The organism is Acinetobacter sp. YH12145 (assembly GCF_013418335.1).
Classification (GTDB): domain Bacteria; phylum Pseudomonadota; class Gammaproteobacteria; order Pseudomonadales; family Moraxellaceae; genus Acinetobacter; species Acinetobacter amyesii.
The window spans coordinates 137,421-164,398 of record NZ_VPCE01000004.1 but is presented as its reverse complement, the minus strand read 5'-3'; the positions used below and the strand labels follow the sequence as shown (position 1 = coordinate 164,398).

The following is a 26,978-nucleotide window of genomic DNA, read 5'->3' as shown; positions in this document are numbered from 1 at the left end:
CCATTTCATGTGAATGAAATGGGCTATTTTTCACAGAGCGATGTCATGTAACAGCGCTACTGATTTGAAATCTTCAAACCAGATAACCATGAACGGAGTGAAGCCGGTTTCAACGGTTTTTTCAGTAAGACGATGTTTAACTCTTTTAGACGTTGCGGTAATTCAGGATCAGAATCTGCGGTAATCAGCGCCACAGGGACATTTTCCTGACGGTTATCTAAAATAAAGTCGAGACCGATCTTATTATTATTTAAGTGTTGGTCAACCAACCAAACTTGAATATTTTCTTGTTGAATTAACTCCATGGCCTGTTCAGGTTCAGTGGCCTTAAAGACTTGATAGCCCCATTTGGTCAGTAAGGTCGACATACCTTCCAAAATCGTTTCATCATTGTCTAAGCACAGAATCTTATAGGCTTTGGTTTTCAGCGGAACCGCTTGGGTCGGTGCAGCGACCACTTTTGGCGCAGCGACCACCGGCACTTCAATCATAAAGCACGAACCATGACCAAGTTCTGAGAACACATGCACAGGATAGTCGAGTAGGCTGGTCATCCTTTGCACGATGGCTAAACCTAAACCTAGACCCTGTTCGCCCCATGGAGAGGTGTGTCCACAGCGTTCGAACTCTTGGAACAACTTAATGCGCTGTTCTTCCGCGATCCCAGGACCTGTATCCCAAACGCCAATACGAATATGCCCCGGACGTGCTGAACGCAGTACACCTACCACAACACGACCACGCGCTGTATAGCGTAGGGCATTACTGACGAAGTTTTGAATAATACGACGAATCCACTGTGGGTCGGTGTCAATCCAGAACTGAGCATCGTGTACGGTCAGTTTGATATTACGCTGTGCTGCAATCGATTTAAATTGCAGTTCAAGGTCGCTGAGTAAGTCATGCAGCGGATAAGGCTGACGTTTCGGCTGGATCGTTCCACCTTCGAGTCGTGCAATATCCAAGAGGGCAGAGAGCATACTTTCCGCACCATGCAGCGCACGATCAAGTTGCTGAAGCGTTTTACGATCATCGTCATTTTGTACGCTTTGCTCGAGGGCGGTACTAAACAGGCGCGCAGCATGCATCGGTTGCAATAAGTCATGGCTTGCTGCAGCAATAAAGCGGCTTTTCGACATATTGGCTTTATCGGCTTGCTCACGTGCCAATTGTTGTTCGGACAGGGCATCTGCCAACTGTTGGGTACGGTCTTGTACACGCCCTTCAAGCAAGGCTTCATTTTCACGGAATGCGGTAATATCGGCAAAGGTCGTGACGAAACCACCGCCTTCGATTGGATTACCACGCATCTGAATTACACGACCATCTTTACGAATCCGTTCAAATTCGTGTGCGCTGCCGACTTGCATCCAATGCATGCGTTTACGCACATGTTCTTCGACTGAACCGGGACCACATTCGCCGCGTTCAGCGTTATAACGAATCAAGTCTGAAATTGGGCAACCGACGTAGACAATGTCTTTTGGATAATCAAACAGTTTGAGGTATTGATTGTTCCATGCCACCAAACACATATTTTCATCAACCACGGACACACCTTGAGTCATATGGTCGATCATGGTCATGATCAGGTTTTGGTTAAAGCGCTGCCACTGTGAGGCTTGGTCAAGAATATTGGCGACCTGACCGAGTGCTAAACCATTATTAACCATGGCTGTGGTGAGTAAGGTACGGGCAGATGCCGCACCGATTGTGCCTGCAAGATACTGTTCGGTAAAACGCCACCACATGCCGTTGGCGCTGCTATTTTCATTCAAAACGACATTGTTTTGTGCGCAGAACTGGTTGAAGGCACGCATGGTTGGGCCTTCACCGGTAATGCGTTTTGCCAAAGTAATCAGATCACCTACTTTTAAGCGTGCCACATCATGGTGAATATAGCTGATGTCGTTTGATGTACTTTGAGCCGGGAGGGGCTTGGTTTCATAATAAAAGAAACTTTCGGCCTGAATTTGCTCGGCAACACTTGGACGGAAGACGCGGGAAATCCAAATATAGAGGGTGATATTTAAACCCAGTGCCCAAACTACGCCATGGGTAAGTGGATCGAAAGATTCAAACCCTAACAGTGCTTCAGGACGTAACCAATTCAAGCCTAGCGGACCCTGACTTAAAAGATTTTCGGTAAATGTTTTAAATTGTTCAGGCAGGCTACGCAATACGGTTGGTAATAACAGGGTATAAGCCCACATGCCAAAGCCGACCAACAGACCTGCATATACGCCTTGCTTACTTCCGCCGCGCCAATATAAACCACCAATTAACGCCGGTGCAAACTGTGCCACAGCACTGAAGGCCAATAGGCCAAATACCGATAATTGGTCAATGTCATTGAAGAAATGAAAGAACAAGAAACCCAATAACATGACCGCTAAAATACACACACGACGTGTAAATTTCAGTACGAGTGGTAGGCGTTTGTCATGACGTGACAATAAACGTGTTCGCCACAGTGCAGGCATGATCAAGTCATTACTGAGCATAATCGACAAAGCCACTGAAGACACCAACAGCATACCTGTCGAAGCTGAAAAACCACCGAGAAATGCCAGTAAGGTCAACCAGTCTTGGTTATAACTTAAAGGCAGTGAGAGCACAGCAACATCGGGAATTGCCAAGTAGGCAGGTGCTGCATGCAGCGCCCAACTGGCAATCGGGATGATCGCGATAATGGTTAAAATCAGATAAATGGCAAACCAACGACGAGCACCACGGATATGCTTTTCATCTCGCAGTTCAACCACCGCGACATGGAACTGACGTGGTAGACAAATAATCGCTAAAGCAGCCAGTAAAGTTTGAATCCAGAAGCTTTCTGGCACACCTTTGAGCTGGACATCTTTAAAGGTGGTGTTGATGTCATGGCTGATTTGCGCCATGTTTTCAGGTGATTCAAAAACAAAGAAAAATGCGACTGCAAGTAGTGCAAACAGCTTGACGAAAGACTCAAATGCCACAGCCAACATTAAGCCGCCGTGCTGTTCTGTATTGGCAATCTGTCGTGTCCCAAACATCATCGCCAAAATCGCCAATACACCAGTCAAAAACAGCACACTATTGGTGGTGCCGGTCAGACCAGCGGTCGGTTCTAAAATGACCGTTGCACTTAGGGCAATTGCACGTAGTTGCAAGGCTAAATAGGGAATAATGGCAATCACGGCAAGGATCGTGACTAATGACGCTAAGGGGCCACTTTTACCATATCGTGCTGCTACAAAGTCGGCAATCGATGAAATGGCATGATGCTGACGGACACGGCCTAAACGTCGCCAAATATCATAGCCGAGCGCAACAAATAGCAGCGGTCCTAGATAGATCGGCAGGAAAATAATGCCCTCACGAACCGCGGCACCTGTTGCGCCATAAAACGTCCAAGATGAACAGTAAACCCCTAAAGTTAGACTAAAGAGAAGCATTCTGCCGCGAGTACTGAGCCTGCTGGCATGCTTTTCACCAAAGAATGCACATACAAAGAGTAATGCGATGTAAAGGGCCAATACCCCGACGATAAGCCAACTATTCATAGAGCCTGCAGCATATTAATTCTCGCTTAATGATAACGCATCCATAGGCTTAGGGAGGTTATTGCTCAAAATTTAACGACCAAAGTCTAAATTACAAGAGATAAGGAACATTGGTAAGTTTAGCTTCGAAATAATTCGAATTAGAAAATTGCGCGCCAAGGTTCGGCGTAAGGAGAACATTATGGATGAGAGACAGGTAGAACAAATTCTACAGAATCCAAAATTTAAGGAAATGGTTAGCCGTAAAAGTAAGTTGAGCTGGACTTTGACGATCATCATGTTGGTGGTCTATGTCGGCTTCATGCTACTTGTGGGCTATAACAAAGAGTTCTTGATGCAATCCGTGAGTGGTGGTGTAACCACGATTGGTATGCCATTAGGTTTGAGCATTATTGTATTGTCATTCCTGCTCTGTGGTGTGTATTCGTACATTGCAAATAATAAATTAGATGCATTAAACGAAGAAGCAATGCGTGAAGTAGAAGCAATTACTCAAGAAAAAGGACTTCACTAAGATGAAATGGAATTCATTGAAAGCAACAGCACTGGCGGCTCCCGCTCTGCTCATGTCAAGCATGGCAATGGCAGGACCAGATTTAGGTGAAGCACAGCAGCAAGCGACCAACTGGCATGCGATTATCATGTTCGCAATCTTTGTTGGTTTGACTTTGTTTATTACCAAATGGGCAGCGAAGCAAACCACGAACACTGCAGACTTCTATACTGCCGGTGGTGGTATTTCGGGTTTCCAAAATGGTTTAGCGATTGCCGGTGACTACATGTCAGCAGCATCGTTCCTCGGTATTTCCGCAATGGTATTCAGTTCAGGCTTTGACGGCTTGCTGTATTCATTGGGCTTCATGGTGGGTTGGCCAATCGTACTGTTCTTGGTGGCTGAACGTCTGCGTAACTTAGGTAAGTTTAACTTATCTGACGTGGTGTCATTCCGTCTGGCTGAGAAACCTGTACGTACACTTGCAGCAGTCAGCTCGCTTGTGGTTGTAGCGTTCTACCTGATTGCACAGATGGTGGGTGCAGGTCAGTTGATCAAACTACTATTCGGTCTAAACTACAACATTGCGGTTGTGATCGTTGGTCTACTGATGATGGCGTATGTAATCTTCGGTGGTATGTTGGCAACAACTTGGGTACAGATCATTAAAGCAGTGATGCTACTTTCTGGCGCAACTTTCATGGCATTCATGGTCATGAAAGGCGTGGGCTTCAGCTTCTCTGAAATGTTCTCTCAATCGATCCAAGTTTTCTCGAAGGTGCATGATGTATCTTTAGCTGAAGCTGCAAACATTATGGGGCCTGGTAAATTGGCTGCAAACCCAATTGATGCGATCTCTCTCGGTCTTGCATTAATGTTCGGTACAGCAGGTCTGCCACACATTTTAATGCGTTTCTTCACAGTAAAAGATGCGAAAGAAGCGCGTAAATCAGTAGTTGTGGCAACAGGTTTCATTGGTTATTTCTACCTTTTAACTTTCATCATTGGTTTTGGTGCGATCCTTTATGTTTCAAACAACCCACAATTCCTTGATGTAGCGAAAATGGCGGTAACTGGCAAGTTAGAACTTGTTGGTGGTAACAACATGGCAGCGGTTCACTTGTCTGATGCATTGGGCGGTGACTTGTTCATGGGCTTCATTTCAGCGGTGGCATTCGCAACGATTCTTGCAGTTGTTGCAGGTCTAACATTGTCTGGTGCTTCAGCTATTTCACATGACTTGTATGCAAACGTATTCAAGAAAGGTCAAACAACGCCAGAATCTGAACTTCGTATGTCTAAAATCGCGACTTTAGGTCTTGCGATCTTCGCAATGATTTTAGGTATCTTGTTCGAGAAACAAAACGTTGCATTCATGGTCGGTCTTGCATTCTCTGTAGCTGCATGTGCAAACTTCCCAGTGCTTGTATTATCGATGTTCTGGAAAGGTTTAACGACGCGTGGTGCAGTGATTGGTGGTGTGGTTGGTCTAGCAACTGCTGTGATTCTAATTGTATTGTCTAAAGCAGTTTGGGTAGATACATTCGCAATCTCTGAAACACCAATTAACCCATTCAATGGTCCTGCTATCTTTGCAATGCCATTGGCATTCATCTGCTGCTGGTTGTTCTCTGTGACTGATAATTCAGCACAAGCACAAGCTGAGCGTAAAGCATTCGATGCACAGTATGTACGTTCACAAACTGGTATTGGTATCTCTGGTGCTTCAGATCACTAATCTGAATCGCCTAAAAAGCCCCTAATAAGGGGCTTTTTTTATATTTGAGTGAATGATATGAAACAGTGGTTTGTGGACAAATCTCTGTCCTATTTGCGTGTATAATTTTCTCCATTGATCGACATCTTCCAATGGCCTTGATCATCTTGATAAGGCGAGCGCTGAATGGTGAATTGTTGAGAGAAATTATCCTGACCGATGCTAAAGCTCTGATCACCAAAACTGCTCAAATGGGCTTTTATTCGCGACTGTTCAGCACCACTGAAGGTTTGGTTGGCAATACTTTTTTCAGTATGTTCTTGATGGTAATACGTCACTTCGCCCGACGATTTGATCACTAATTCACTGTGGTTGTTTTGCCAAGTCCCCACATAATTTTCATGGCCTTTGAGGAGCGGACTGTTTTGTGTACAGGCAGAGAGCATGAGCAGACAGAGGGGTGCAAATACGAGATGTTTTTTCATAATGAAATCTACCACGCAGGAGATTCCTTTGAATATGTGCCTGAAAACTGAAACTTACAGTAGTTTTTTTGAACCTCTTTGGTAATAAGAAACCCAGCTAGAACAGTGCTCATATGGATGCTTTTTCAGATTAGGATCAACAAATCTTTGCAGTAGAAGAAACTTACTTCATGCTAATTTAAAATCAATCAGTTGATGATGCTTCAGATCGATCATTTCAGCGCATGAAAAAAATATAGAGATTGAAAATAATGCAAGGTTTTGTAGATTTTTGGAAAAGCTTTAGACTTTTACCCTCAGCATGGCTGTTACTGGTGCAGTTTCTGATCTTGGTTTTAACCGCGATTACCCGAGAAAGTCTGTCTTTTCGTGCGCTAATTTGGGTACTTGGGGTGTCGGTACTATTGATCATTGCCAAAGTGATTCGCCAAACTCCAATGTTTACGATTCTAGGACTGAGTTTTGTTGGCTGCGCCGTATTGTTTTCTACTTTGATTATGCTCGGTGTAAATCATCCCAATATTCAAATTATTGCGCATGGTTTTGAAGCATGCGCATATTTTAGTGCAGCCTATGGCTTATTACGCTATATGTTTGCCGATCGTTATTTAACCAAAGATGAACTTTTTGCAGCAGGGGCAGTATTTACCCTCATCGCATGGGGTTTTGCTTTTCTCTATAGTATTTGTCAGCTGATTTATCCGGATAGTTTTGTAAATCCTGCAGAGCCGGGTATGCAGTCGTGGTTAGATTTATTATTTTTAAGTTTTAGTTTGCAGTCTGCCACGGGTTTGTCAGATCTCATGCCAGTGAGCGCGCCTGTACGGGTGTTGGCTATGCTTCAAATGTTTTGTGGAGTGATGTATTTGGCTCTCATCGTTTCTCGCTTAATTGCTTTGCAATATATTGCCCATTTACCGGAACGCCATGAGCCTAAAGACAAATAATGACAGAATAAAAAAGGACGCAAATGCGTCCTTTTTGGTATTCAGTATCTAATATGAATTAGAAACGGAATTTAGCATTTACGCCAACAGTTTGAGTGTCAAGCGCTACAGCATCTTCAAATGCATCGTTTTTAGCTTCATAGTTAGCATTTACATAGCTAGCACCAACTGAAACAGCTGGAGTAACGAAGTAGTTTACGTTAGCAGCTAAAGCTTTGTCAGGAGAACCAGCATAGCTAGATTCCATGTAAGAAACGCCAACGCTTAGTTTAGGGTTAAGGTAAAGTGTAGTGCCTAGGTTGTAAGCAGTAGATTCGCCATAAACTAAACCAGAATCAAAACCGATTGACATGTTAGTGCCATCGATTGGACCTACATATTTAGCACGTGCAGTGATTGCGTCTTGATCTTCAGAAATTGTTAACGTTTCAAGAGCTGCTTTAGCAACACCATTTGAAACAATGTTGAATGCATCTAAAGAAGCTTGATCAGCAACGCTTGTATAACCAACTGCAACTAAGAAGTTAGGTTTAAGAAGAGCACCAACTTCTAAAGCATAACGGTCGCCATTGTCATCAGCATTACCAGTTTTGCTATCTACGATAGTGTGGTTATAAGAAGCACTTGCATAAGCAGGTACTACTTTAGTTGGAATGTAAGCTTCACCTTTCACGCCATATACGTGAACAGCATCGCGTTCACCAGCTTCACTAGTTTCGCCATAGCTATAAGCAGCAGAAACATTAGATGCATGGTTTAGGAAAGCAGCTTCAGCTAAAGGACCTTTTGTAGAGTCAACGTTTTTAAGGTAGTAAGTACCTTGAACAGCGCCTGTGAAGTCTTTGTCGTTTGCAGTGTTGTCGATGTATTCTGCTTGGCCTTGAACTTCAAATTGGTAAGCTTGAGCACCGGTCATGGCTAATAATAAAGCAGTGGCTAAACCGAGTTTTTTCATGATTTTCTACCAGTTGTTACAAATGGATTAAACATTGAGCATTGTATTGTAACAATATATTAAGTCAATGATCCTAAAGGTTATTATTCAGTCTCTGACTCAGATCTTTATTTCATAATAAGAAATTCAGTTTTTACTCTAACTAATAAGTCACTGAAAAAAAATCATTGAGAACAATTAAGTAAGTTTGATTAAATTCTTAATTAAAAAAATACACTTGAAAAAATACACAACTTTTCAATCTAAAATAACAATTATTATTGTTATTTTAATTCAAAATAACATTTATTGTAGTGGGTAAATTCTAACGCTTTTCACGCATTTGAGGTAATAAATCGGGACTTTGACTGCTGAATTGTTGGGCTAAAACCACTTATTTGTATATTAAATAGACATTTTTGTTTTAAGTTTGAGGGATATGTCACTTAAATATGTGTCTTTGTGATATTTTTAATATCCTAGTGAAATACTTGGCTTTACATCAGGTTTTATTTGATTCATAATTTGCCAATCGAGTCGTCACACGGTTTAAAAGTGTGACTTTGACCCTGATTCTCCATTATTGTTTTTTATTCGCCCAGCTTTCCCCAAGGTTGGGCTTTTTTTTTATTCAAAAATGCAACTTTATATTAAAGATAAAATATAGAGCAAATATCTTGTAGAAATAAATGCACTTTTATGGTGCGTTAATAATTCTATTTATCTTTCAATTAAAGTGATATAGACAAAAAAAATCCTGATTTTCAAGGAAAATCAGGATTTTTTAGCCAAAATTTTCGGGAAACTAAAATATTCTGCTGAGGAAGAAATCTAGTGTGCCCTAATACGGTGCATTCTGCACCAATTTATTGCAATTGTAAATATTTATTTAAACAAGTTAATAAAAAATATTTCGCTTTGAAATATGCTGCTGTTTTTTAGCAAATTATCTCGTTCTAAAGTGATAAAAATGTGACAGATTAAGCACATTTATATAGAATTTAGAGCTATAAATGTTCACTTTTACAAATTAATAAATTATTGGTCATTAATTTAAATATTCCCGCGTTTAGTTGAGAAGTGGGTTGGGGTATGCAACAAGTGTGGGGCATAAAATAGATGGAAACATTACGAACAGAGCATATTAGTAAGCGCTTGCAACTTGCGATGCTAGTAATCGTCTTGTCTATCGTATTTATCAGTGTTCCATTGATTGTGAGCAGCAATCAAAACTACCTCAAAAGTGCCGAAGCGCTGAAAGAAATTCAGATGCTGAAAATGGTGGCAGATTTAACCAACCAAATTTCCCGTGAACGTGCGCCAGCTAACAGTGCAATGTCGAGTCAAGGTGAACAGCGCGAGCAAAAAATTATTGAGTTGGCTGAATATCGTCAAGGCGTTGATCGGCAATATCAAGATACACTGAAAGTTTTAAAAGAAACGGGCTTTGCACCGATCGCCCAGCAGTTAGAGTCCAATTTATATCCATATTTGTTGCAGGGTCGCAAAACGGTCGATCAATATATTGCGCTGCCGACACAACAGCGTGAAGCTAAAAAATTGGATCATGCCATTTTGGCGATGTTCCAAGCTTGGGATCAAAGCTATATTGCCATGCAGAAATTGGTCAATCATTCACATGGTAAAGATACCCGTGTATCGAATTATTACACGCTGATTTTATTACTGGCAGAATTACGTGATCAGGCGGGAAGAGTCGCATCAAATATTATGGCTGCGGTATCATTTCAACAGGAAATTCCAGAGCAAAATTTAGCGCGGAGTTTACAAACCCAGCGTCAAACACGCTATCTATGGGAATTGATCAATGTCGTGCAGTCTGAACATGACAAAACTCCCGAGTTTAAACAGTTACATCATGCGGTAAGGACGGAATTTTTAGATAAAGGTTTGCCAATTATTGATGGTTTGACTCAAAAAAGTCTTCAACATCAGCGTTATCACATGGATGGCACCCAGCTCACTGATGCAATGGTCAACAAATTTGTCACAGTGGTGGAATTGCAAAGTTATATTTTAGATTACAGTCTCAAAGTAGCTGCGGATGAACAACGTGAAGCGCGAAATAAATTGATCTTTACGCTTTTTGTCTCACTCGTGTCATTACTGACTGCATTATTAACGATGTTCTATGCCAAGAAATGGGTGTTTGAACCTTTAATTCGTGCTCGTAATCAGTTATTTAAACTGGCTCGGCACCGACAAATGGATCAAGGCGTGATTGAACCTGCCAAAGTAGGTTATCTCAGTTTATTTGACGCCATTCAGCATATTGAAAACATGCTGGAACAGCGTGATGCCTTTGAATTTCAGCTTAAACATATTGCCAATACTGACTCACTCACCAATGTCGCCAATCGTTTTGCCTTAGATGAATATATTAAATTTCGCGACAGCCAAAATTCAGGCTTTTTACATACAGCACTGATCGTGATTGATATTGATCACTTTAAACAGGTGAATGATCGCTATGGGCATATTGTCGGCGATTTGGTGATTCAACATGTTGCCAATCAATTACGAAAACATATTCGTTCATCCGACTTGGTGGTGCGATATGGTGGAGATGAGTTTTTAGTCCTGATCGAGGGGATTAATATGCTCAAAGCCCAACACATTGCCGAAACTATACGGCACGATATTCAGAATGTGAATTTTAATTTGGCAGAGGACGAAGCCGATCTCATTGTGACGGTGAGTATTGGTGTGGCAGTGGGGGCCGAAAACTGGATCGATTTATTAGAGCGAGCAGACCAAGCATTATTTAAAGCCAAAGCTGCGGGGCGTGATCGTGTTTCAGTCTAAACGCAGCTTGGCAGATTCATAAAGTTAGCCAGACAAATGAATTAATCTTCATCTTTATATAATTTATTGCAGGCTTGTTGGTTCATTTGACTACCATCTACATTCCAACACTGGGCTTGGGTAATTTTGCCTAAATTGTACTGAAGCACCGCTTCAGGTTGCCCATTGTCATACCAAATTTTATAACTGTTATGACGAACGCCATTACGATAATAACCTTGGCGTTCTAGTTTGCCGTTTTCAAACCACATTTTCAGCTCGCCAATCAATTTATTGTTTTGAAAATTGGCATAGGTCCACGGTTTACCATCGCTATACCAGCGTTGGCGCAGGCCATTTTCGATCCCATTTTTATAATTTTGAGAAAAAGCCAGTTGGCCATTCGGATGCCAAATTTTGTAATCCCCCTGAGATTCACCATTGATGATGCTACTTTCTTGCTCTTTTATCCCATTGGCAAACCAAAACTCGAGTTTGCCTTCGTACTCCCCATTTTTATAGGCAATGCGGCTACGGGATTTGCCGTTGGGGAAGAAACTTTCAAATACGCCTGAGCCTTGAATACCATCTGGAAAGTGAATGAGATGTTCACATTCACCATTTTTAATTTTGCTGTTGCTCAGAAAGATGGTGGTTAGGGCATTGCCATTGGCATAGACATATTGATTTTCATAGATCCCTTTGTGTGAAGTCGGGGTACTGAGGGCTTTACACTGCGGCTTATCTTTCCATGGGCTAAGATCGGGGTCTTCTTGTGAGACAAACAGCACCATGTATTCGTTTAGATAGCCATCGGCAAAGCTATATATCGGACATAATAAGAGGCTGAAACTTAAGATAAATTTATTCATTGTTAGTATGCTTTTATATTTTAAAAAATTAAAAATTATTCGTTGTTGAGTCCACGATAGGCGTCATCATAAGGATGTTTTGTTTAAAAATAAATAGTGGTTAAGCTAAGTTTGGAACAGATACAAGACTGTTGAAAAGTACACAATTCAGGTCTGAACTTCATCTTATACTGTGGACTTTAAACGCCATAAAAATAGTGCAATGAAAAAAATATATCTACCGTTGATGACTGTCCTGGGTTTGTCAGCATGTACAACAAATGAAGGCATGTTGGATTCATCTCAACATTTAAAACAAACCACTCAAGCCAATTTAGAAAATTCACGGGTGAGTGAGATTCCGTCTTTATTTAATCAAGCACAAACACAGGCAGTATTTGTCACATTTGATGGTCAGCGTTTAAGTCATTATGGCAATGACTTACAGCGCGCCCACACTGAATACATTCCTGCATCTACCTTTAAAATGTTAAATGCTTTAATTGGTTTGCAGCATGAGAAGGCGACAACCACTGAAGTTTTTAAATGGAAAGGTGAAAAACGTGCTTTCCCGTCATGGGAAAAAGACCTGACTTTGGGTGAAGCGATGCAAGCATCTGCAGTTCCTGTATATCAGGAACTGGCAAGGCGAATAGGCTTGGCGCTAATGCAACAAGAAGTCAAACGGGTCGGTTTTGGCAATGCCAATATTGGCAAACAGGTGGATAATTTTTGGTTGGTCGGGCCGTTAAAGATTACGCCTGAACAAGAAGTCAAATTTGCGTATCAGCTTGCGACAGAGAAATTACCGTTTGATGTTACGGTACAAAAGCAGGTCAAAGACATGCTTTTTATTGAAAGCCGTGGCGATGCAAAGTTATATGCCAAGAGCGGTTGGGGCATGGATGTGGAACCCCAAGTCGGTTGGTATACCGGTTGGGTGGATGATGGTCATGGCAAGATCACGGCGTTTAGTTTGAATTTGCAGATGGCAGCAGGGGATGATGTGGCAGAGCGTAAGCAGTTAACTTTGGATGTGTTGGATAAGTTGGGTGTGTTTCATTATTTACGTTAATTTTTTGAATTTTGAATTTTGAATTTTGAATTTTGAATTTTGAATTTTGAATTTTGAATTTTGAATTTTGAATTTTAATTTGGCACGTCCTCGCTTTGCATTAGGTTTTAGCTTCCATTGCGTAGGATTTATCTTACTTTTGAAAGCACAAAAGTAAGCAAAATGCTTTTGTTTGACTGAAGGTACGTCCGAACGGTTCGAGTAGAATGTATAAAAGGATGGCGCAAATTTTGTGGATGGATTTAGTTCAGGTTATTTTCAAAAAAATATGCTTTCTAAACGTCCTCGCTTTGCATTGGGTTTGAGTTTCCATTGCGTAGGAGATTCCTACTTTTGAAAGCACAAAAGTAGGCAAAATGCTTTTGTTTGACTGAGGGCACATCCGTGCTGCCCCAGTCAAACAGGCGACATCCATGTCGCCGTCATGTGATTGAATATTGTGAAGAACAAGAATTTATTTAGAAAGGGCTTTGTTTAAGCTCGTATAAAGTGATTTTCTAGCTTCTAAAATTTCAACTCTATATTGAGCAGTTGTTTCAACATTGATAGCTCCATTTTTACAAAGTGTATAAGCGTTAAATTTTCCGAGTAATTCGCCATAAATTCTTAGCTTTTCTTGTTGTTCAATATATCCATGTAAAAGAAGTAAACCTTCATTTTTGCTAAGCAAATTAAAGTCATTAAAAAGTGCGTGTCTTAGAGGTTTAAGTCTGTCTGAAATCTCATTAAGAGCTGGTTGAGATTGTTTTGTTTCAAATTCAAAAATTGCCCAAATTTTTAAAACGAGATGATTTATTTCCTCGAGATCTTTGGAAATATTGGTCAATAAATTACGATTATATAGAAGGTTATCTTTTGCTACTGATGCTGAAATATTTGCCTTTTGATTTAAGTAGGTAATTACGCCAGTTATCAGTGCTCCTAAACCAATTTTTACGGCTGTATCAATTATCTCTAATAAAGTCATATAAATAAAAAACGGTGAATGAATCACCGTTTTATCATGCACTTAAAGGAAAGTGAATCTTATTTCAACATCGGCTTTAAGAACTTCGCTGTATGTGACACTTTATTCTTCGCAACAAATTCAGGCGTACCTTCGGCAATAATCATACCGCCGCCCGCACCACCTTCAGGGCCTAAGTCTACAATCCAATCGGCGGTTTTAATCACATCCAAGTTATGCTCAATCACCACAATGGTATTGCCCTTATTACGTAGCTCATGCAGGATGTCGAGTAATTTGGCAATATCATGGAAATGCAGACCTGTCGTCGGTTCATCAAGCACGTACAAGGTTTTACCTGTATCACGTTTTGCCAACTCACGAGCCAATTTCACACGCTGCGCTTCACCACCTGAAAGTGTGGTTGCAGACTGACCCAAACGGATATAGCCCAAGCCTACTTGGTTCAAGGTTTCCAAACGACGGTGGATCACAGGAATGGCATCGAAGAAATGCATTGCATCTTCAACCGTCATTTCTAAGACATCTGAAATATTACGACCTTTATAACCAACTTCTAACGTTTCACGGTTATAGCGCTTGCCGTGGCAGGCATCACAAGGCACATACATATCAGGTAAGAAGTGCATTGCGACCTTAATCATACCGTCGCCTTCGCAGGCTTCACAGCGACCGCCTTTCACATTAAACGAGAAACGACCTGCCGCATAACCACGTGCTTTGGCTTCAGGTGTTTGCGCAAACAGTTCACGAATTGGGGTGAACAAACCGGTGTAAGTTGCTGGGTTTGAACGTGGTGTACGACCAATTGGGCTTTGATCAATATCGACGACTTTATCGAGGAACTGTAAGCCATCAATCGAGTCAAATTTTTCCGCAGTCAGTGTGGTTGCACCATTCAATTGAGTCGCTGCAAGCGGTAACAAAGTACGGTTAATCAGCGTCGATTTACCTGAACCTGATACACCCGTTACACAGGTCATCACACCTAAAGGAATAGTCAAATCGACATTTTTCAGGTTATGACCCGCAGCGCCCATTAACTTAATTTGCTCTTCAGGTTTTGGCGGTTGTGTGCGTGTTTTCGGCACATCAATACTGAGCTTTCCTGATAGATATTGACCAGTTAATGAATCTGGATTTGCCAAAATTTCATCATACGTCCCTTCGGCAATCACATGACCGCCATGCACACCTGCACCGGGGCCAATATCAATAATATGGTCGGCGGCACGGATCGCATCTTCATCATGTTCTACAACTAATACGGTATTACCTAAGTCACGCAAACGTACTAGGGTTTCCAATAGGCGGTCATTATCACGCTGATGCAAACCAATAGAGGGTTCATCCAGCACGTACATTACGCCCATCAGGCCCGCGCCAATTTGCGAAGCCAAACGAATACGCTGAGCTTCACCACCCGACAGTGTTTCTGCCGAACGCGATAAACTTAAATAGTTCAAACCCACAGAGACGAGGAAGTGCAAACGTTCACGAATCTCTTTGAAAATCTTGTCAGCAATTTCGCCTTTGGCACCGCTTAAGTTGAGGTCTTGATAATAGCTTTCAGCATCGCCAATCGACATCTTGGTGATTTGCGCGATGGTTTTATCTTTAACTCGGACATGACGTGAAATTTCATTGAGACGTGAGCCACCGCAAGCATCACATGCGGCATTGGATAAATACTGTGCTAAATCCTCACGCACATAGTTCGACTCCGTTTCACGATAGCGACGCTCTAGGTGAGGTAGAATCCCTTCAAAGGCTTGCACACGTTTGTGCGAACGACCACGTTCATCAATATAGCTGAGGTCAACTTTTTCCTTGCCTGTACCATAAAGGAATTTCTTTTTGGTCTCGGCATCGAGTTCATTCCACGGTGTGTCTAGAGAATAACCAAAATGATCGGCAACTTTTTGGATCATGCTGTAGTAATACGGACGTTGACGGTCCCAACCACGGATTGCCCCTTGGCTAATCGAAACTTCATTATTGGGAATCAATTTGTCAGCACTAAAATGGCTGCGTGTGCCTAAACCATCACAAACAGGGCAGGCACCGAATGGATTGTTGAAGGAAAATAGCCGTGGTTCAAGTTCACCAACGGCACGTTCACATTCAGGGCAAGAGTGTTTCGCAGAAAATACGCGATCTTCTTGTTCGCCTTTCATCCACGACAAAATGGCAATATCGCCGCCCATGCGTAAAGCCGTTTCAAAGCTTTCTGCAATACGGTTACCGAGGTCATCACGAACTTTAAAACGGTCAACAACGACTTCGATGGTGTGCTTTTTCTTTTTGTCTAATTCGGGTGGTGTGTCGATATCAATAACTTCACCATCGACACGGGCACGGACAAAACCCTGACCTTGTAATTGTTCAAATAAGTTGGTGTATTCACCCTTACGGTCACGGACCACAGGGGCAAGCAACATAAGCGCCGTACCTTCTTCTAGACCTTTGACGGTATCAACCATTTCAGACACAGTCTGAGCCACCATCGGGAGGTCATGTTCAGGACAATACGGCGTGCCGACACGGGCATAGAGTAGACGTAAATAGTCGTAAATTTCGGTGATTGTTCCCACTGTTGAGCGCGGGTTGTGGCTCGTTGATTTTTGTTCGATGGCAATCGCAGGACTCAAGCCTTCAATCGAGTCAACTTCGGGCTTTTCCATTTGCGAAAGGAATTGGCGTGCATAGGCAGATAAGGACTCAACATAGCGACGTTGACCTTCAGCATACAAGGTATCAAAAGCCAAAGAGGACTTCCCTGAACCAGAAAGACCCGTAATGACCACAAACTTGTCGCGTGGAATATCGAGTGACACATTTTTTAAGTTATGGGTACGTGCGCCTCGAATACGGATATGGCTTTGGCTCATGCAAGGGGTCCTAAAATATTCATCGAAAAACCTATATATGATAGCGCATGAAAAATGTTCAAGTGTAATTTAAACCTAGATTTATGCGTGACTTTGTGAGAAAAAAGGCCGAATCAAAATATAGCTGTCTGTGCCGATGCCCTAAAACATCTGCAAATCAGCAATCTAGGACTTTTAACATGAAATGGCAACTTCATCTCAATCCAACATTAGGTGTGATGGGTTTATTGATGTGTAGTGTGTTTTTGAGTGCATGTACCCCGAACCAAACACCGAAAGCGCAAAAATATGACAGCTTAGAACAAGCAACTTTGGCGCTGAATACCGAAAGTGAAAAAATTGATCTGTATATTGCGAAATTAGGTCAAGCCAAAACAGAAGCTGAAAAAAAGCAGCTGGCTTGCGAAAAAATTCCTCAACAGTTTGATTTGGTTTTGGCAATTGTTGAAAACAATCAACATTTGATGAGTGCTGAAGATTTAAAAGTTCAAGCACAGTTTAAGCACATGGCTGAGCAACAAAAGGCGCGCTTTACATCTAGCCTGTGGTGTAAAGGTGCATAAATATAAAAGCGCTGTGACTGTTTTGAGTTCATCGTTAATATAAAAGCGCTGTGACTGTTTTGAGTTCATCGTTTAAATCTCCTGTGTCATGCGCATAACAATCCATTGGAAAATCTCAGGACTATCGCAGAAAAGGCGTAAAATGCAGTTTTCTCGAAACTATAGAATGCCATGTTGTCCTTATTTCTCAAAAGCTTAATGGGTGCCTTTGTTGTGGTATTAATTGCTTTGCTGTCTAAAAGTAAGGCGTTTTATATTGCAGGTTTGGTTCCATTGTTTCCGACTTTTGCGTTGATTGCCCATGTGATCGTGGCAAATGATCAGGGTGCAGCCGCATTACAAAAAACTGCACTGTTTGGACTCTGGTCTCTCATCCCGTATTTCATTTATTTATTGATGGTGTACCTGCTCGCAACACGTGTGAGTTTAACGGCATGTTTGAGTGTAGCAACGTTGAGTTGGGTACTTGCTGCGGCTGTTTTGATTTATGCATGGCAGAGTTTTCAGTAAGCATCAAAAGCCTATATCGATGCTGATTTAGATCAATTTTTTATGGGTTCTAGATCATTTATAAAACTATAGATTTGGCTAAAATTATGATGAATTTCCAATCGTTAAATGTGTGATTTTAAATGTAAGCATTTGAATAATTAATTATAATTCTGAAAGAACAGCAAATAATCATGATAAGAGCAAATAATGTTAAAACAATTTTGGGTGATCATCTGCCTCATGTTTTTAAGCCAAATCCTGTGGGCTGAAGACAGTCAAATCCTCGCGTTTGAACAGTTTATTGACCCTGCAGCCGAGCAGCGTTATAGCGTGAGCGTGCCTGCGGTCGGGCAAAATGAACAGCTATGGTCTGTGGTCTATATGGTGCTGCAAACCAACCAAGTCCCTGACAATACTGTTCTGGACTTTAAAGTCGCTCCCCAAGGTTTATTATCGAAAAATAATCCTGCACAAAAAATACAAGAGTATGCTTTTGATGGTGTACAGTTGGCACAGAAAAAAGACTATGTACTGTCCCAATTCTCCGATTTGAGTGAACAACTGGAAGATCAAACGGGCAAGAAAGTGCAGGATGCATCAATCTTTGATATTAGTCGTGCCCATGTATATGCCCGCGTAGAAGATTGGGTGCCTGACTATAATGCACAAGCTACTCAACTGAATATTGAACTGGGTAAACTCAATGAAATGCAGGTGAAAGGGCTGTATTTCATTTTAGGCAAAGGTGAAAAGCCCAAAGATTTATTGGCTATTGCTCAACTAGATCCGATGATCAAATCACAATTTCATTCAGAAGAAATGCAGGAACGCAAAGCAGCGCGCAGTGAGTTGCGTGAAGCACGTTTTGCGATTTTTTTGGTGATTATCGCGATGGGGATTTTCCTCGGATGGTATCGTTTTAAACGCTAATGCCTGAAATGATCGTGCAAGGTCATTTGAACCGAATCCAACCGTATAAAAAAGGATCTAAAAGCAATTTTAGATCCTTAATTTTTTATACATTTTAAATCAAAGGTTTATTCTACAGGCCATGTGCGCTGTTGATACGCGCTGTCCCAGAACATCCATTCTAATTTTGCGCCGTTCGTATAAGCCGCATGCATTTTTTCACGTGTATCTGCATCGCAGCGAGCCGCCACTCGATCAATAGTTTGAATCACGTTTTGCACAGCAGTATTGAAGTCTTCACCTGAGTAGGTGTCGATCCATGCTTGGTAAGGGTTATTAGGCACAGATTGGCTGACAATGGCTTTGCCGACTTCAGCATAGATCCAAAAGCAAGGCAGGAGTGAGGCAAGGACCACAGGGTAACTTTCTGACCATGCTGTCGCTGTTAGAAATGAAGTGTAATGATGGCAGGCAAGGGTCAGTGGAGTATTTTCAAACTGTTCTTTGCTAATATTGAAACCTTGCATAAAGTCATTGTGCAGACTGCGTTCCACCACGATGGCAATTTTTGCCGCTTCAGAAAACTGAATCACATCGTCGGCATCAAATGCCTTGGCTGCACACACTGCAAGTGCACGACCATAGGCCAATAAATAATGGGCATCCTGAATGACATAGTGGCAAAAGGCGTCGCGGCTTAAACTGCCCTGAGCCAATTCCTGATTAAACGGTAGATGGAGAATCTGCTGATATAACGCGGTATTACGTTGCCAAACTTCTTCAGAAAAACGCATTGAACATTCCTGTCGTTAAAAATGAAAGACGGGTCTACACCATGATGCGATGTAATTGAGAGCCTCCATCTTAGAGTGTTTATTCAAAATGTAACGAATAATTTTTGGTTTCAATCCTGAAAAGCGGCATAATTGCGCCATAAACTTAGCTTCAAACTGGGTATTCCCTCATTTTGAAATCTTATTAAATGAATAGGTCGATCTATCATGATGAAACATTTTGGTTTCTCAATCGTCTTTACGATCGTGTGTCTTGCTATTTCTGCATATTGGGGGCTGAATCATGGCCCAAATGCAGGCGTGCAAGCCATGCTGACAGCACTGACCATTACTGCAATTTTGGCAGTGATGGAAGTATCATTGTCATTTGATAACGCTGTAGTGAATGCATCGGTACTCCGTGGTTGGGATCATTTCTGGAAAATGATTTTCTTAACCGTCGGGATCGTGATTGCTGTATTCGGTATGCGTTTGATTTTCCCAATCGTCATTGTTGCTGTAACGGCTGACATGGGCGCAATGGAAGTGGTGCAATTGGCATTGAATAATCCAATTGAATACTCTGCAAAATTGATGGCACATCATGCAGAAATTGCGGCCTTTGGTGGTGCTTTCTTATTGTTGGTGTTCCTGAACTTCTTCTTAGATGAAGGGAAAGATACCCATTGGTTCCGTTGGTTAGAGCGCCGTTTGGCCAATCTTGCGAACGTTCCTGCGATGTCCGTGTTTATTGCCCTAATTGCATTATTGGTAATGGCAGCAAACGTGGCTGAAGCTTCTCGTTTAGCGGTAGTGATGGCGGGTATTTGGGGGATCGTGGTATATATCGGTGTCCAAGTACTGAGTCATTTATTGGGTGGCGAACCTGAAGTCGATGAAAACGGTAATGCGGTTGGACATGACGCAAATGGCGTACCGACGGGCGTGATCAAAGCAGGTTTTGGTGGTTTCCTTTACCTTGAAGTACTCGATGCCTCATTCAGTTTTGATGGTGTGATTGGTGCATTTGCGATTACCTCTGATGTCGTAATCATTATGCTCGGTCTTGCTATTGGTGCTATGTTCGTGCGTTCAATGACCATTTACTTAGTGGATAAAGGCACCTTAGATGCTTATATCTTCCTTGAACATGGTGCGCATTATGCGATTGGTGCTTTGGCCTTCATTATGTTGGCGAGTGGCACAGGTCTTCATGTCCCTGAAGTGGTAACGGGTCTAATTGGTGTGGCATTTATTGTTTGGGCTGTGATTGCCTCAATTCAATATAAAAAGCGTCAAGAAAATCTAGGCTAATTTAAATTTGCCTAAAATCTCCCAAAAAGCGCAGCATCAGCTGCGCTTTTTATTTGTCCAATCATCAGGATATTTAAAATCAATAAAAATCCTGCTTCGCTTTAAGCTGAATGTCCTATAATCCCATTCCAAGATTAATGAATTTTTAACCAGCTATGATGAATGCTCTTGAACGACGCTCAACTTTTGCTTTGAGTAGTATTTTCGCCTTACGTATGCTGGGGCTGTTCATGATTATTCCTGTTTTCTCTGTGGCAGGTCAGCAATATGCAGGGGCAACACCAGCACTTATTGGTTTAGCGGTGGGTGTTTATGGTTTAACTCAAGCGATTTTACAGATCCCGTTTAGTCTAATTGCAGACCGTTATAGTCGTAAACCGTTGGTGGTAATTGGGCTGCTGTTGTTTGCTTTAGGCGGTGCAATTGCGGCGATGTCCGATAGCATCTATGGCGTAATTATCGGGCGTGCGATTGCTGGTGGTGGTGCTGTATCTGCGGTAGTGATGGCTTTGTTAGCCGATGTTACACGTGAAGAACAGCGTACCAAAGCCATGGCTATGATGGGGATGAGTATCGGTTTGTCCTTTGTGGTCGCGTTCAGCCTTGGGCCTTGGCTCACAGGTTTAGTCGGCATCTCGGGTTTATTTTGGGTGACCACCATCATGGGACTTGCCGCGATTGCGATGTTGCTATTGGTACCGAAAGTAACGCGTCATCATAAAAATTTTCAACAAGGTTATCTGACGCAGTTAAAGCAAGTACTGAAAATGCCTGATCTAAATCGGTTGCACGTTTCAGTCTTTTCATTGCATTTACTGCTCACAGCGATGTTTATCTATGTGCCGTCTCAGTTGATTGACTTTGCCAATATTCCATTACATTCACATGGTCTGGTGTATTTGCCGCTTTTGGTCGTGAGCCTGTTTTTTGCATTTCCAAGTATTATTTTGGCGGAAAAATATCGCAAAATGCGCGGCATTTTCTTGACCGCCATTGGTGGCATTATTTTAGGATTGGGCATCTTAATTTTTGGTTTCGAATCAAAATATATTTTGCTGACAGGCTTAGGTTTATTCTTTATTGCATTTAATGTGATGGAGGCATTATTACCGTCATGGTTATCGAAAGCGGCTCCAATTCAATCCAAAGCGACTGCCATGGGGGTGAACGCCAGCAGTCAGTTTCTGGGGGCATTTTTTGGTGGTATGATTGGTGGGCAACTTCTGTTGCTAAATGATACGGCAATGGGATGGGGCATCCTGACAGGGCTAGCCATTTTATGGTTGATCATTAGTTTTGGGTTGGCTCAGCCGCGTTATTTATCGTCTATGGTTTTCAGTTTGCCTGAAGATAAAGAAACGGATGAATGGACTTCTCAGCTTTTAGCAATTCGTGGTATTGAAGAAGTTGTGGTGATGTCTGACCAGCAAGTGGCTTATGTAAAAGTGGATAAGCAGCAGATGGATGAATCTGCGCGACAACATTTAACGCACTTGTTAGGGAAAGAGGTAGCCATTTAAGCATAACTCTTATAAAGTAAATAATAGAAACAAATAGGAAGAATACGTCTGATGCGTGGTGTAAATAAGGTCATTTTAGTTGGTACTTTGGGTCGTGACCCTGAAACAAAAACTTTCCCAAATGGTGGTTCTCTCACTCAGTTTTCAATTGCAACGAGTGATTCATGGACAGATAAAAATACAGGTGAACGTAAAGAGCAAACAGAATGGCACCGTATTGTGTTACATAACCGCTTAGGTGAAATTGCACAGCAATATTTGCGCAAAGGTTCTAAAGTTTATATTGAAGGTTCATTACGTACTCGTCAGTGGACAGATCAAGGCGGTCAAGAGCGTTACACGACTGAAATTCGTGGTGAACAAATGCAAATGCTTGACAATAATCGCCAACAAGGCGAACAAGGTCAAGGCAGTGATTTTGGTCAGCCTCGTTTTAATAATCAACAAGGTGGTTATAACAATAACCAAAACCAAGGTGGCTACGGTAATAGCTCAAACCAAGGCGGTTATGGCAATAACCAACCGGCTCAAGGCAATAGCTATGGCAATAACAACCCAGGTGGTTTTGCGCCAAAACAACAGCCTGCACCGACACCGGCTCCTGCAGCAGCAGATTTAGATGATGACTTACCGTTTTAATGAACCTTAAACACAGCGTTTAAAACGGTAGATCATCATCAAAAAAAGCCCTCAATCTTGAGGGTTTTTTTCGTAGGTCTCATCTTGAAAGATCAGTTTCATTTTGCAATTGAGTCGACGACTTATTTTTTTGCAGAAACCCACATGGTAATTACGGCTTTAAAAACGGCTTCATTACGCGTGTTGTTCACCACGACATTCACCAAATAATCACTCCCTGCATTCCACGTAAAATTAGCATCGACAGGCGTGGCAATGGCCGTTAAATCTGTATCGGCTTTTTTCAAATATTCCACAGTCATGCCTTTGGGAATCCAACGATGGCTGCTCGGAACGGTCACATCGGTCATGGTACCGCCAGCCAATTCAGCCATATTACACATGGCAATCGCGTGGACAGTGCCAATATGATTCAGCACACTGCGCTGTTTTTTAATATGTAGTTCACAGTATTGGGGCTTTAATTCATCAAAAACAGGCGAAATACTACTGAAATACGGTGCTTTTAAACACAGCAATTTAGAAAAAGTCCATTTCCCTGCGGGTTTGTTTTGGAAGGTCTTCCATAATTTTAATGCTTGGCTCATGCTTAATTATCCTTCATTATTCAGAATATAATTCTAATACGGAATAATATTCTGTTAATGGCGTAAATGACGTTACAGCTATTAAAAAAAGCCAACATTGTTTTAAAATGACCCGAGCAAAGGAAAGTATCAATGTCGTCAAATCAAGCATTATTGCAACGAATTTACAGCGGTCGCAGAGCGGAACTTAAACGGCAGATCTTAGGAGAAGCCCTTGCATGTTTTTTAGAACAAGGGATTGAAACGACGACGATTGAACTTGTGCGAGACCGCGCAGAGACCAGTGTTGGTGCGATTTACCATCATTTTAAAAATAAAGATGGTTTAGTAGCAGCATTGTATTTTGCGGCATTGCAAGATCAATTTGCGAAAAGGGCAGACGCCTTGACACAGGCCCAATCGCTGCAGGAAGGCATTCAAGCCATTTTGTGCTCGTATATCGACTGGGTCGAAGCGTATCCTGATTTTGCAGCATTCTTGTATGCGGCAGGGTTTAGTATGCGTAAGGAAACGCTACAAGCCGAGTTAAAACAACATAATCTACAACGCAATACCGCGCTGCTGGATTGGTTGACCGCACAATCCGATTGGCATTTGATCGAGCATTTACCCAAAGAATTAATGATGTCTTTGGTCTTAGGGGCAACGGAAAATTATTGTCGGGCATGGTTGTCGCATAAAGTCAAAACGCCACCATCACACTATAAACAACAGTTTACACAGGCTGCTTGGCAGGCCCTCTGTATGGATATAAAGGCTTGCACTCATTGAAATTGATTGCTTTGTACGATGGAAAGGTAAAGATTGATTTAAATAATAAATCTAAAAATCCGATAGTTTTTATAAAAAAGTTCGGTTTTACCTATGATTTGATAAGTCGTATTCTAGCTTCAACAGATAAGCAATCCTTGAAATGAGTTAGAGGAATATCAAATGAGTTTAATTAATACTGAAGTAAAACCATTTAACGCTACCGCTTACCAAGACGGTCAATTTATTGAAGTTTCAGAAAAAGACTTCTACGGTAAATGGTCTGTGGTGTTTTTCTATCCTGCTGACTTTACTTTTGTATGTCCAACAGAATTAGGCGATCTTGCTGATCACTATGCTGAATTCAAAAAAATGGGCGTAGAAATTTATTCAGTATCTACTGATACACACTTCACGCATAAAGCTTGGCACGATTCTTCTGAAGAAATTAAGAAAATCGAATACCCAATGGTTGGCGATCCAACTTGGACACTTGCGAAAAACTTTGATGTTTTAATTGAAGCGGATGGTCTTGCTGACCGTGGTACTTTCGTAATTGACCCTGAAGGTAAGATCCAAATCGTTGAAATCAATGCAGGTGGTATTGGTCGTGATGCTTCTGAATTGATGCGTAAAGTAAAAGCTGCTCAATATGTACATGCACACCCAGGTGAAGTATGTCCTGCAAAATGGAAAGAAGGTGAAGCGACGCTTGCACCATCGATCGACCTAGTGGGTAAAATCTAATTTGGTGATCCAACCGTAGATTTAAAAAAGCCAGAACTCAGTTCTGGCTTTTTTGTGGTTTAGATCATTAGACTAAATAGCCATCATGTTCTGGAGCATAGCCACGAACTCCATCGACTAAATAGTCAATTAATCTTTCCATGACTAGGCGTTGACCTTTGCGCGAAGCATATACCAATTGTACCGTACCGACATTTGAGCACCATTCGGGGAAGAGGTGAATTAAACGACCTGCCTCAATATCTGCTTGCACGGTTAAATAGGGTAAGTCTGCAATGCCTAAACCATCGAGTGCTGCATAATAAGCACCGGCTAAGTCATTGCTTTTAATCCGAGGCTGTAAGGTAATTTCAATCTGTTCTTGCTGTCCCGTATGATGCAAATGCCATTGATAGCGGTTTTTCTGTGTGCCCAAAACGATACTCGGAAATTCTGTCAATTCCGTAATATGCTTTAACTCGCGTCCTTGTAAAAGTTCAGGACTAATCACTAAGCAATGCACGGTTTTAATCACGTCACGTACAATAATGCTCGAGTCTTCATTCTTACTAAAATTGGTGCGAATCGCTAAATCAATGTCGTCATGTAAGACATCCACACGGCGGCTAGACAGCTCGAGTTCGACCTGAACTTTGGGATGATCTTTTAAAAACTGATTTAACAAGGGGCGAATTTGATGTTTCATCATGACCGGTGGACAGCTAATTTTAACCAAGCCTTCAAGTTCACTTTTTTGCTTCAGGAGTACCTGATGCGCACATTCGACTTGTTCGATCACTTTTATGCATTCTTCATACAATTCTTGGCCTAATGTCGTGACCTTAAAGTGTCGGGTAGAACGCTGAATAAGGGTGACATTATATTTGGCTTCGAGATCTAAAATGCGTCGGCTTAATTTTGATTTTGTAATATTCGATGCTTCACTTGCAGCGCTAAAACCGCCATGTTTCACCACCAAATAAAAGTAGTAATAGTCATCAAATGAATGCATGGATCACCTTATGCAGTGAAAAATTATTTCAATTCAAATCATCATACGTCAATTTATACATCAGGTATAAAAAAAGCGGCTCGAAGCCGCTTTTTACTACTGGAGGATTATTTCTTTTCAGTATTTTGCGTATAGCTGTTGATTAAGTTACGGTAGTCTGGAATATGATTGCCGAAAAGCGCACCTAAACCTTCAATATCATTACGCCAGTCACGGTGTAATTCACACGCGGTACCAAACCACGTCATGAGCTGTGCACCCGCTTGCGTCATACGTTCCCACGCTGAGTCGCGGGTTAAATGGTTGAAAGTACCTGAAGCATCGGTCACCACAAAGACGTCAAAGTCTTCTTCTAAAGCAGACAAGGTTGGGAATGCCACACAAACCTCAGTCACTACACCGGCAATAATCAATTGTTTTTTGCCGGTTGCTTTGACTGCTTTCACAAAATCTTCATTATCCCAAGCATTAATTTGACCTGGTCGTGCAATATAAGGTGCGTCAGGGAACATTTCTTTGAGTTCTGGAACCAATGGCCCGTTTGGACCTTGTTCAAAACTGGTGGTGAGAATTGTTGGAAGATTAAAATATTTCGCGGCTGCAGCCAGTGCAAGCACATTATTTTTAAATTTATCTGGATCAATATCGCGAACCAATGAAAGTAGACCTGTTTGATGGTCAACTAAAAGTACCGCGGCATTGTCTTTGTCTAAACGAACGTAAGGTTTGCCCATTTTATTGTCCTCTTTCCTGTTTGCAAGTACGCAGGATCAGATGAAGTCTGCGTGTTAACTCGATTTAGCATAGCTATAAAAATGGGATAACGGAATGGGTTTAAATGAGAAAAACAATCATAAAATTGGGATAATTTATTGTTGAATATGACTTAAACCCCTATATTTTTCAAATCAATGCTTGTTTTTGAGTAAATTTTAGATTGTATTACTGATTATTGTTCTATATTTGAGATATAGAATGCTATC

General features: G+C 41.7%; 23 protein-coding genes. 13 read left to right on the top strand and 10 right to left on the bottom strand.

The window, feature by feature from the left end:
- Nucleotides 1-56: 56 nt before the first annotated feature.
- Nucleotides 57-3,545, bottom strand: a complete 3,489-nt coding sequence (locus tag FTU80_RS05190; RefSeq protein ID WP_180084419.1) for a PAS domain-containing hybrid sensor histidine kinase/response regulator — start codon at nt 3,543-3,545, stop codon at nt 57-59.
- Nucleotides 3,546-3,726: 181 nt separating this feature from the next.
- Here FTU80_RS05190 and FTU80_RS05185 point away from each other — a divergent pair, with 181 nt between their 5' ends.
- Both FTU80_RS05185 and FTU80_RS05180 read left to right on the top strand, forming a co-directional pair.
- A complete protein-coding gene (locus FTU80_RS05185; protein ID WP_078190540.1) occupies nt 3,727-4,059 on the top strand; it encodes a DUF485 domain-containing protein in 333 nt (110 codons plus the stop codon).
- 1 nt (nt 4,060) lies between these two features.
- Complete coding sequence (locus FTU80_RS05180; protein WP_180084418.1) at nt 4,061-5,776, top strand: cation acetate symporter; 1,716 nt, start codon at nt 4,061-4,063, stop codon at nt 5,774-5,776.
- Between the two features lie 89 nt (nt 5,777-5,865).
- Here FTU80_RS05180 and FTU80_RS05175 read toward each other — a convergent pair whose 3' ends face one another.
- Entirely contained in the window at nt 5,866-6,240 is a 375-nt protein-coding gene (locus tag FTU80_RS05175; RefSeq protein WP_180008801.1) for a hypothetical protein, read from the bottom strand.
- A 251-nt stretch (nt 6,241-6,491) separates the two neighbouring features.
- Between FTU80_RS05175 and FTU80_RS05170 the strand changes: the two genes are divergently transcribed.
- Nucleotides 6,492-7,187 (top strand): ion channel, encoded by a 696-nt coding sequence (locus FTU80_RS05170; protein WP_180084417.1) that lies wholly within the window; start codon nt 6,492-6,494, stop codon nt 7,185-7,187.
- A 58-nt stretch (nt 7,188-7,245) separates the two neighbouring features.
- On the opposite strand, the gene omp33-36 is transcribed toward FTU80_RS05170, so the two are convergent.
- Nucleotides 7,246-8,142: a porin Omp33-36 gene (gene omp33-36, locus FTU80_RS05165; protein WP_180066450.1), complete on the bottom strand. Its 897-nt coding sequence runs from the start codon at nt 8,140-8,142 to the stop codon at nt 7,246-7,248.
- Nucleotides 8,143-9,240: 1,098 nt separating this feature from the next.
- Between omp33-36 and FTU80_RS05160 the strand changes: the two genes are divergently transcribed.
- Entirely contained in the window at nt 9,241-10,947 is a 1,707-nt protein-coding gene (locus FTU80_RS05160) for a diguanylate cyclase (RefSeq protein ID WP_180084416.1), read from the top strand.
- A gap of 41 nt (nt 10,948-10,988) precedes the next feature.
- Here the strand turns inward: FTU80_RS05160 and FTU80_RS05155 are convergent, their stop codons facing one another.
- Complete coding sequence (locus tag FTU80_RS05155; RefSeq protein ID WP_180084415.1) at nt 10,989-11,798, bottom strand: toxin-antitoxin system YwqK family antitoxin; 810 nt, start codon at nt 11,796-11,798, stop codon at nt 10,989-10,991.
- 202 nt (nt 11,799-12,000) lie between these two features.
- On the opposite strand from FTU80_RS05155, the gene blaOXA reads away from it, so the two are divergent.
- A complete protein-coding gene (blaOXA, locus tag FTU80_RS05150) occupies nt 12,001-12,852 on the top strand; it encodes a class D beta-lactamase (protein ID WP_373685174.1) in 852 nt (283 codons plus the stop codon).
- A gap of 454 nt (nt 12,853-13,306) precedes the next feature.
- Here the strand turns inward: blaOXA and FTU80_RS05145 are convergent, their stop codons facing one another.
- Together FTU80_RS05145 and uvrA are read right to left on the bottom strand one after the other, a co-directional pair.
- Nucleotides 13,307-13,819, bottom strand: a complete 513-nt coding sequence (locus FTU80_RS05145) for a hypothetical protein (RefSeq protein ID WP_180084414.1) — start codon at nt 13,817-13,819, stop codon at nt 13,307-13,309.
- Between the two features lie 59 nt (nt 13,820-13,878).
- Nucleotides 13,879-16,710, bottom strand: a complete 2,832-nt coding sequence (gene uvrA / locus FTU80_RS05140) for an excinuclease ABC subunit UvrA (protein ID WP_180084413.1) — start codon at nt 16,708-16,710, stop codon at nt 13,879-13,881.
- A 179-nt stretch (nt 16,711-16,889) separates the two neighbouring features.
- Here uvrA and FTU80_RS05135 point away from each other — a divergent pair, with 179 nt between their 5' ends.
- From FTU80_RS05135 to FTU80_RS05125, 3 genes are all read left to right on the top strand, one after another.
- Complete coding sequence (locus tag FTU80_RS05135) at nt 16,890-17,273, top strand: hypothetical protein (protein WP_257221437.1); 384 nt, start codon at nt 16,890-16,892, stop codon at nt 17,271-17,273.
- Between the two features lie 171 nt (nt 17,274-17,444).
- The gene (locus FTU80_RS05130; RefSeq protein WP_111884495.1) at nt 17,445-17,783 is read left to right on the top strand and encodes a GlpM family protein; all 339 of its coding nucleotides are present in this window, start codon (nt 17,445-17,447) and stop codon (nt 17,781-17,783) included.
- Between the two features lie 189 nt (nt 17,784-17,972).
- Nucleotides 17,973-18,695: a hypothetical protein gene (locus FTU80_RS05125; RefSeq protein ID WP_180084412.1), complete on the top strand. Its 723-nt coding sequence runs from the start codon at nt 17,973-17,975 to the stop codon at nt 18,693-18,695.
- A 107-nt stretch (nt 18,696-18,802) separates the two neighbouring features.
- On the opposite strand, the gene tenA is transcribed toward FTU80_RS05125, so the two are convergent.
- On the bottom strand, nt 18,803-19,468 hold the full coding sequence (gene tenA, locus FTU80_RS05120) for a thiaminase II (protein WP_078193179.1): 666 nt from the start codon (nt 19,466-19,468) through the stop codon (nt 18,803-18,805).
- Between the two features lie 207 nt (nt 19,469-19,675).
- On the opposite strand from tenA, the gene FTU80_RS05115 reads away from it, so the two are divergent.
- The 3 genes from FTU80_RS05115 (at nt 19,676) to ssb (ending at nt 22,920) form a co-directional block, all read left to right on the top strand.
- Nucleotides 19,676-20,761, top strand: coding sequence for a DUF475 domain-containing protein (locus FTU80_RS05115; RefSeq protein ID WP_180035454.1), 1,086 nt, complete (start codon nt 19,676-19,678; stop codon nt 20,759-20,761).
- 155 nt (nt 20,762-20,916) lie between these two features.
- The gene (locus FTU80_RS05110) at nt 20,917-22,281 is read left to right on the top strand and encodes an MFS transporter (RefSeq protein WP_111884498.1); all 1,365 of its coding nucleotides are present in this window, start codon (nt 20,917-20,919) and stop codon (nt 22,279-22,281) included.
- A gap of 51 nt (nt 22,282-22,332) precedes the next feature.
- Nucleotides 22,333-22,920 carry a single-stranded DNA-binding protein gene (gene ssb, locus FTU80_RS05105; protein WP_180084411.1) on the top strand — a complete coding sequence of 196 codons (588 nt, stop codon included), beginning with the start codon at nt 22,333-22,335 and terminating at the stop codon, nt 22,918-22,920.
- Nucleotides 22,921-23,042: 122 nt separating this feature from the next.
- Here ssb and FTU80_RS05100 read toward each other — a convergent pair whose 3' ends face one another.
- On the bottom strand, nt 23,043-23,507 hold the full coding sequence (locus FTU80_RS05100) for a hotdog fold domain-containing protein (RefSeq protein WP_180054205.1): 465 nt from the start codon (nt 23,505-23,507) through the stop codon (nt 23,043-23,045).
- Between the two features lie 132 nt (nt 23,508-23,639).
- Between FTU80_RS05100 and FTU80_RS05095 the strand changes: the two genes are divergently transcribed.
- Together FTU80_RS05095 and ahpC are read left to right on the top strand one after the other, a co-directional pair.
- On the top strand, nt 23,640-24,278 hold the full coding sequence (locus FTU80_RS05095; RefSeq protein WP_180084410.1) for a TetR/AcrR family transcriptional regulator: 639 nt from the start codon (nt 23,640-23,642) through the stop codon (nt 24,276-24,278).
- 162 nt (nt 24,279-24,440) lie between these two features.
- On the top strand, nt 24,441-25,004 hold the full coding sequence (gene ahpC / locus FTU80_RS05090; RefSeq protein WP_078190520.1) for an alkyl hydroperoxide reductase subunit C: 564 nt from the start codon (nt 24,441-24,443) through the stop codon (nt 25,002-25,004).
- Nucleotides 25,005-25,071: 67 nt separating this feature from the next.
- On the opposite strand, the gene FTU80_RS05085 is transcribed toward ahpC, so the two are convergent.
- Nucleotides 25,072-25,995: a LysR substrate-binding domain-containing protein gene (locus FTU80_RS05085; protein ID WP_180084409.1), complete on the bottom strand. Its 924-nt coding sequence runs from the start codon at nt 25,993-25,995 to the stop codon at nt 25,072-25,074.
- 107 nt (nt 25,996-26,102) lie between these two features.
- Nucleotides 26,103-26,729, bottom strand: coding sequence for an isochorismate family cysteine hydrolase YcaC (ycaC, locus tag FTU80_RS05080; RefSeq protein WP_078193174.1), 627 nt, complete (start codon nt 26,727-26,729; stop codon nt 26,103-26,105).
- Nucleotides 26,730-26,978 lie beyond the last annotated feature (249 nt).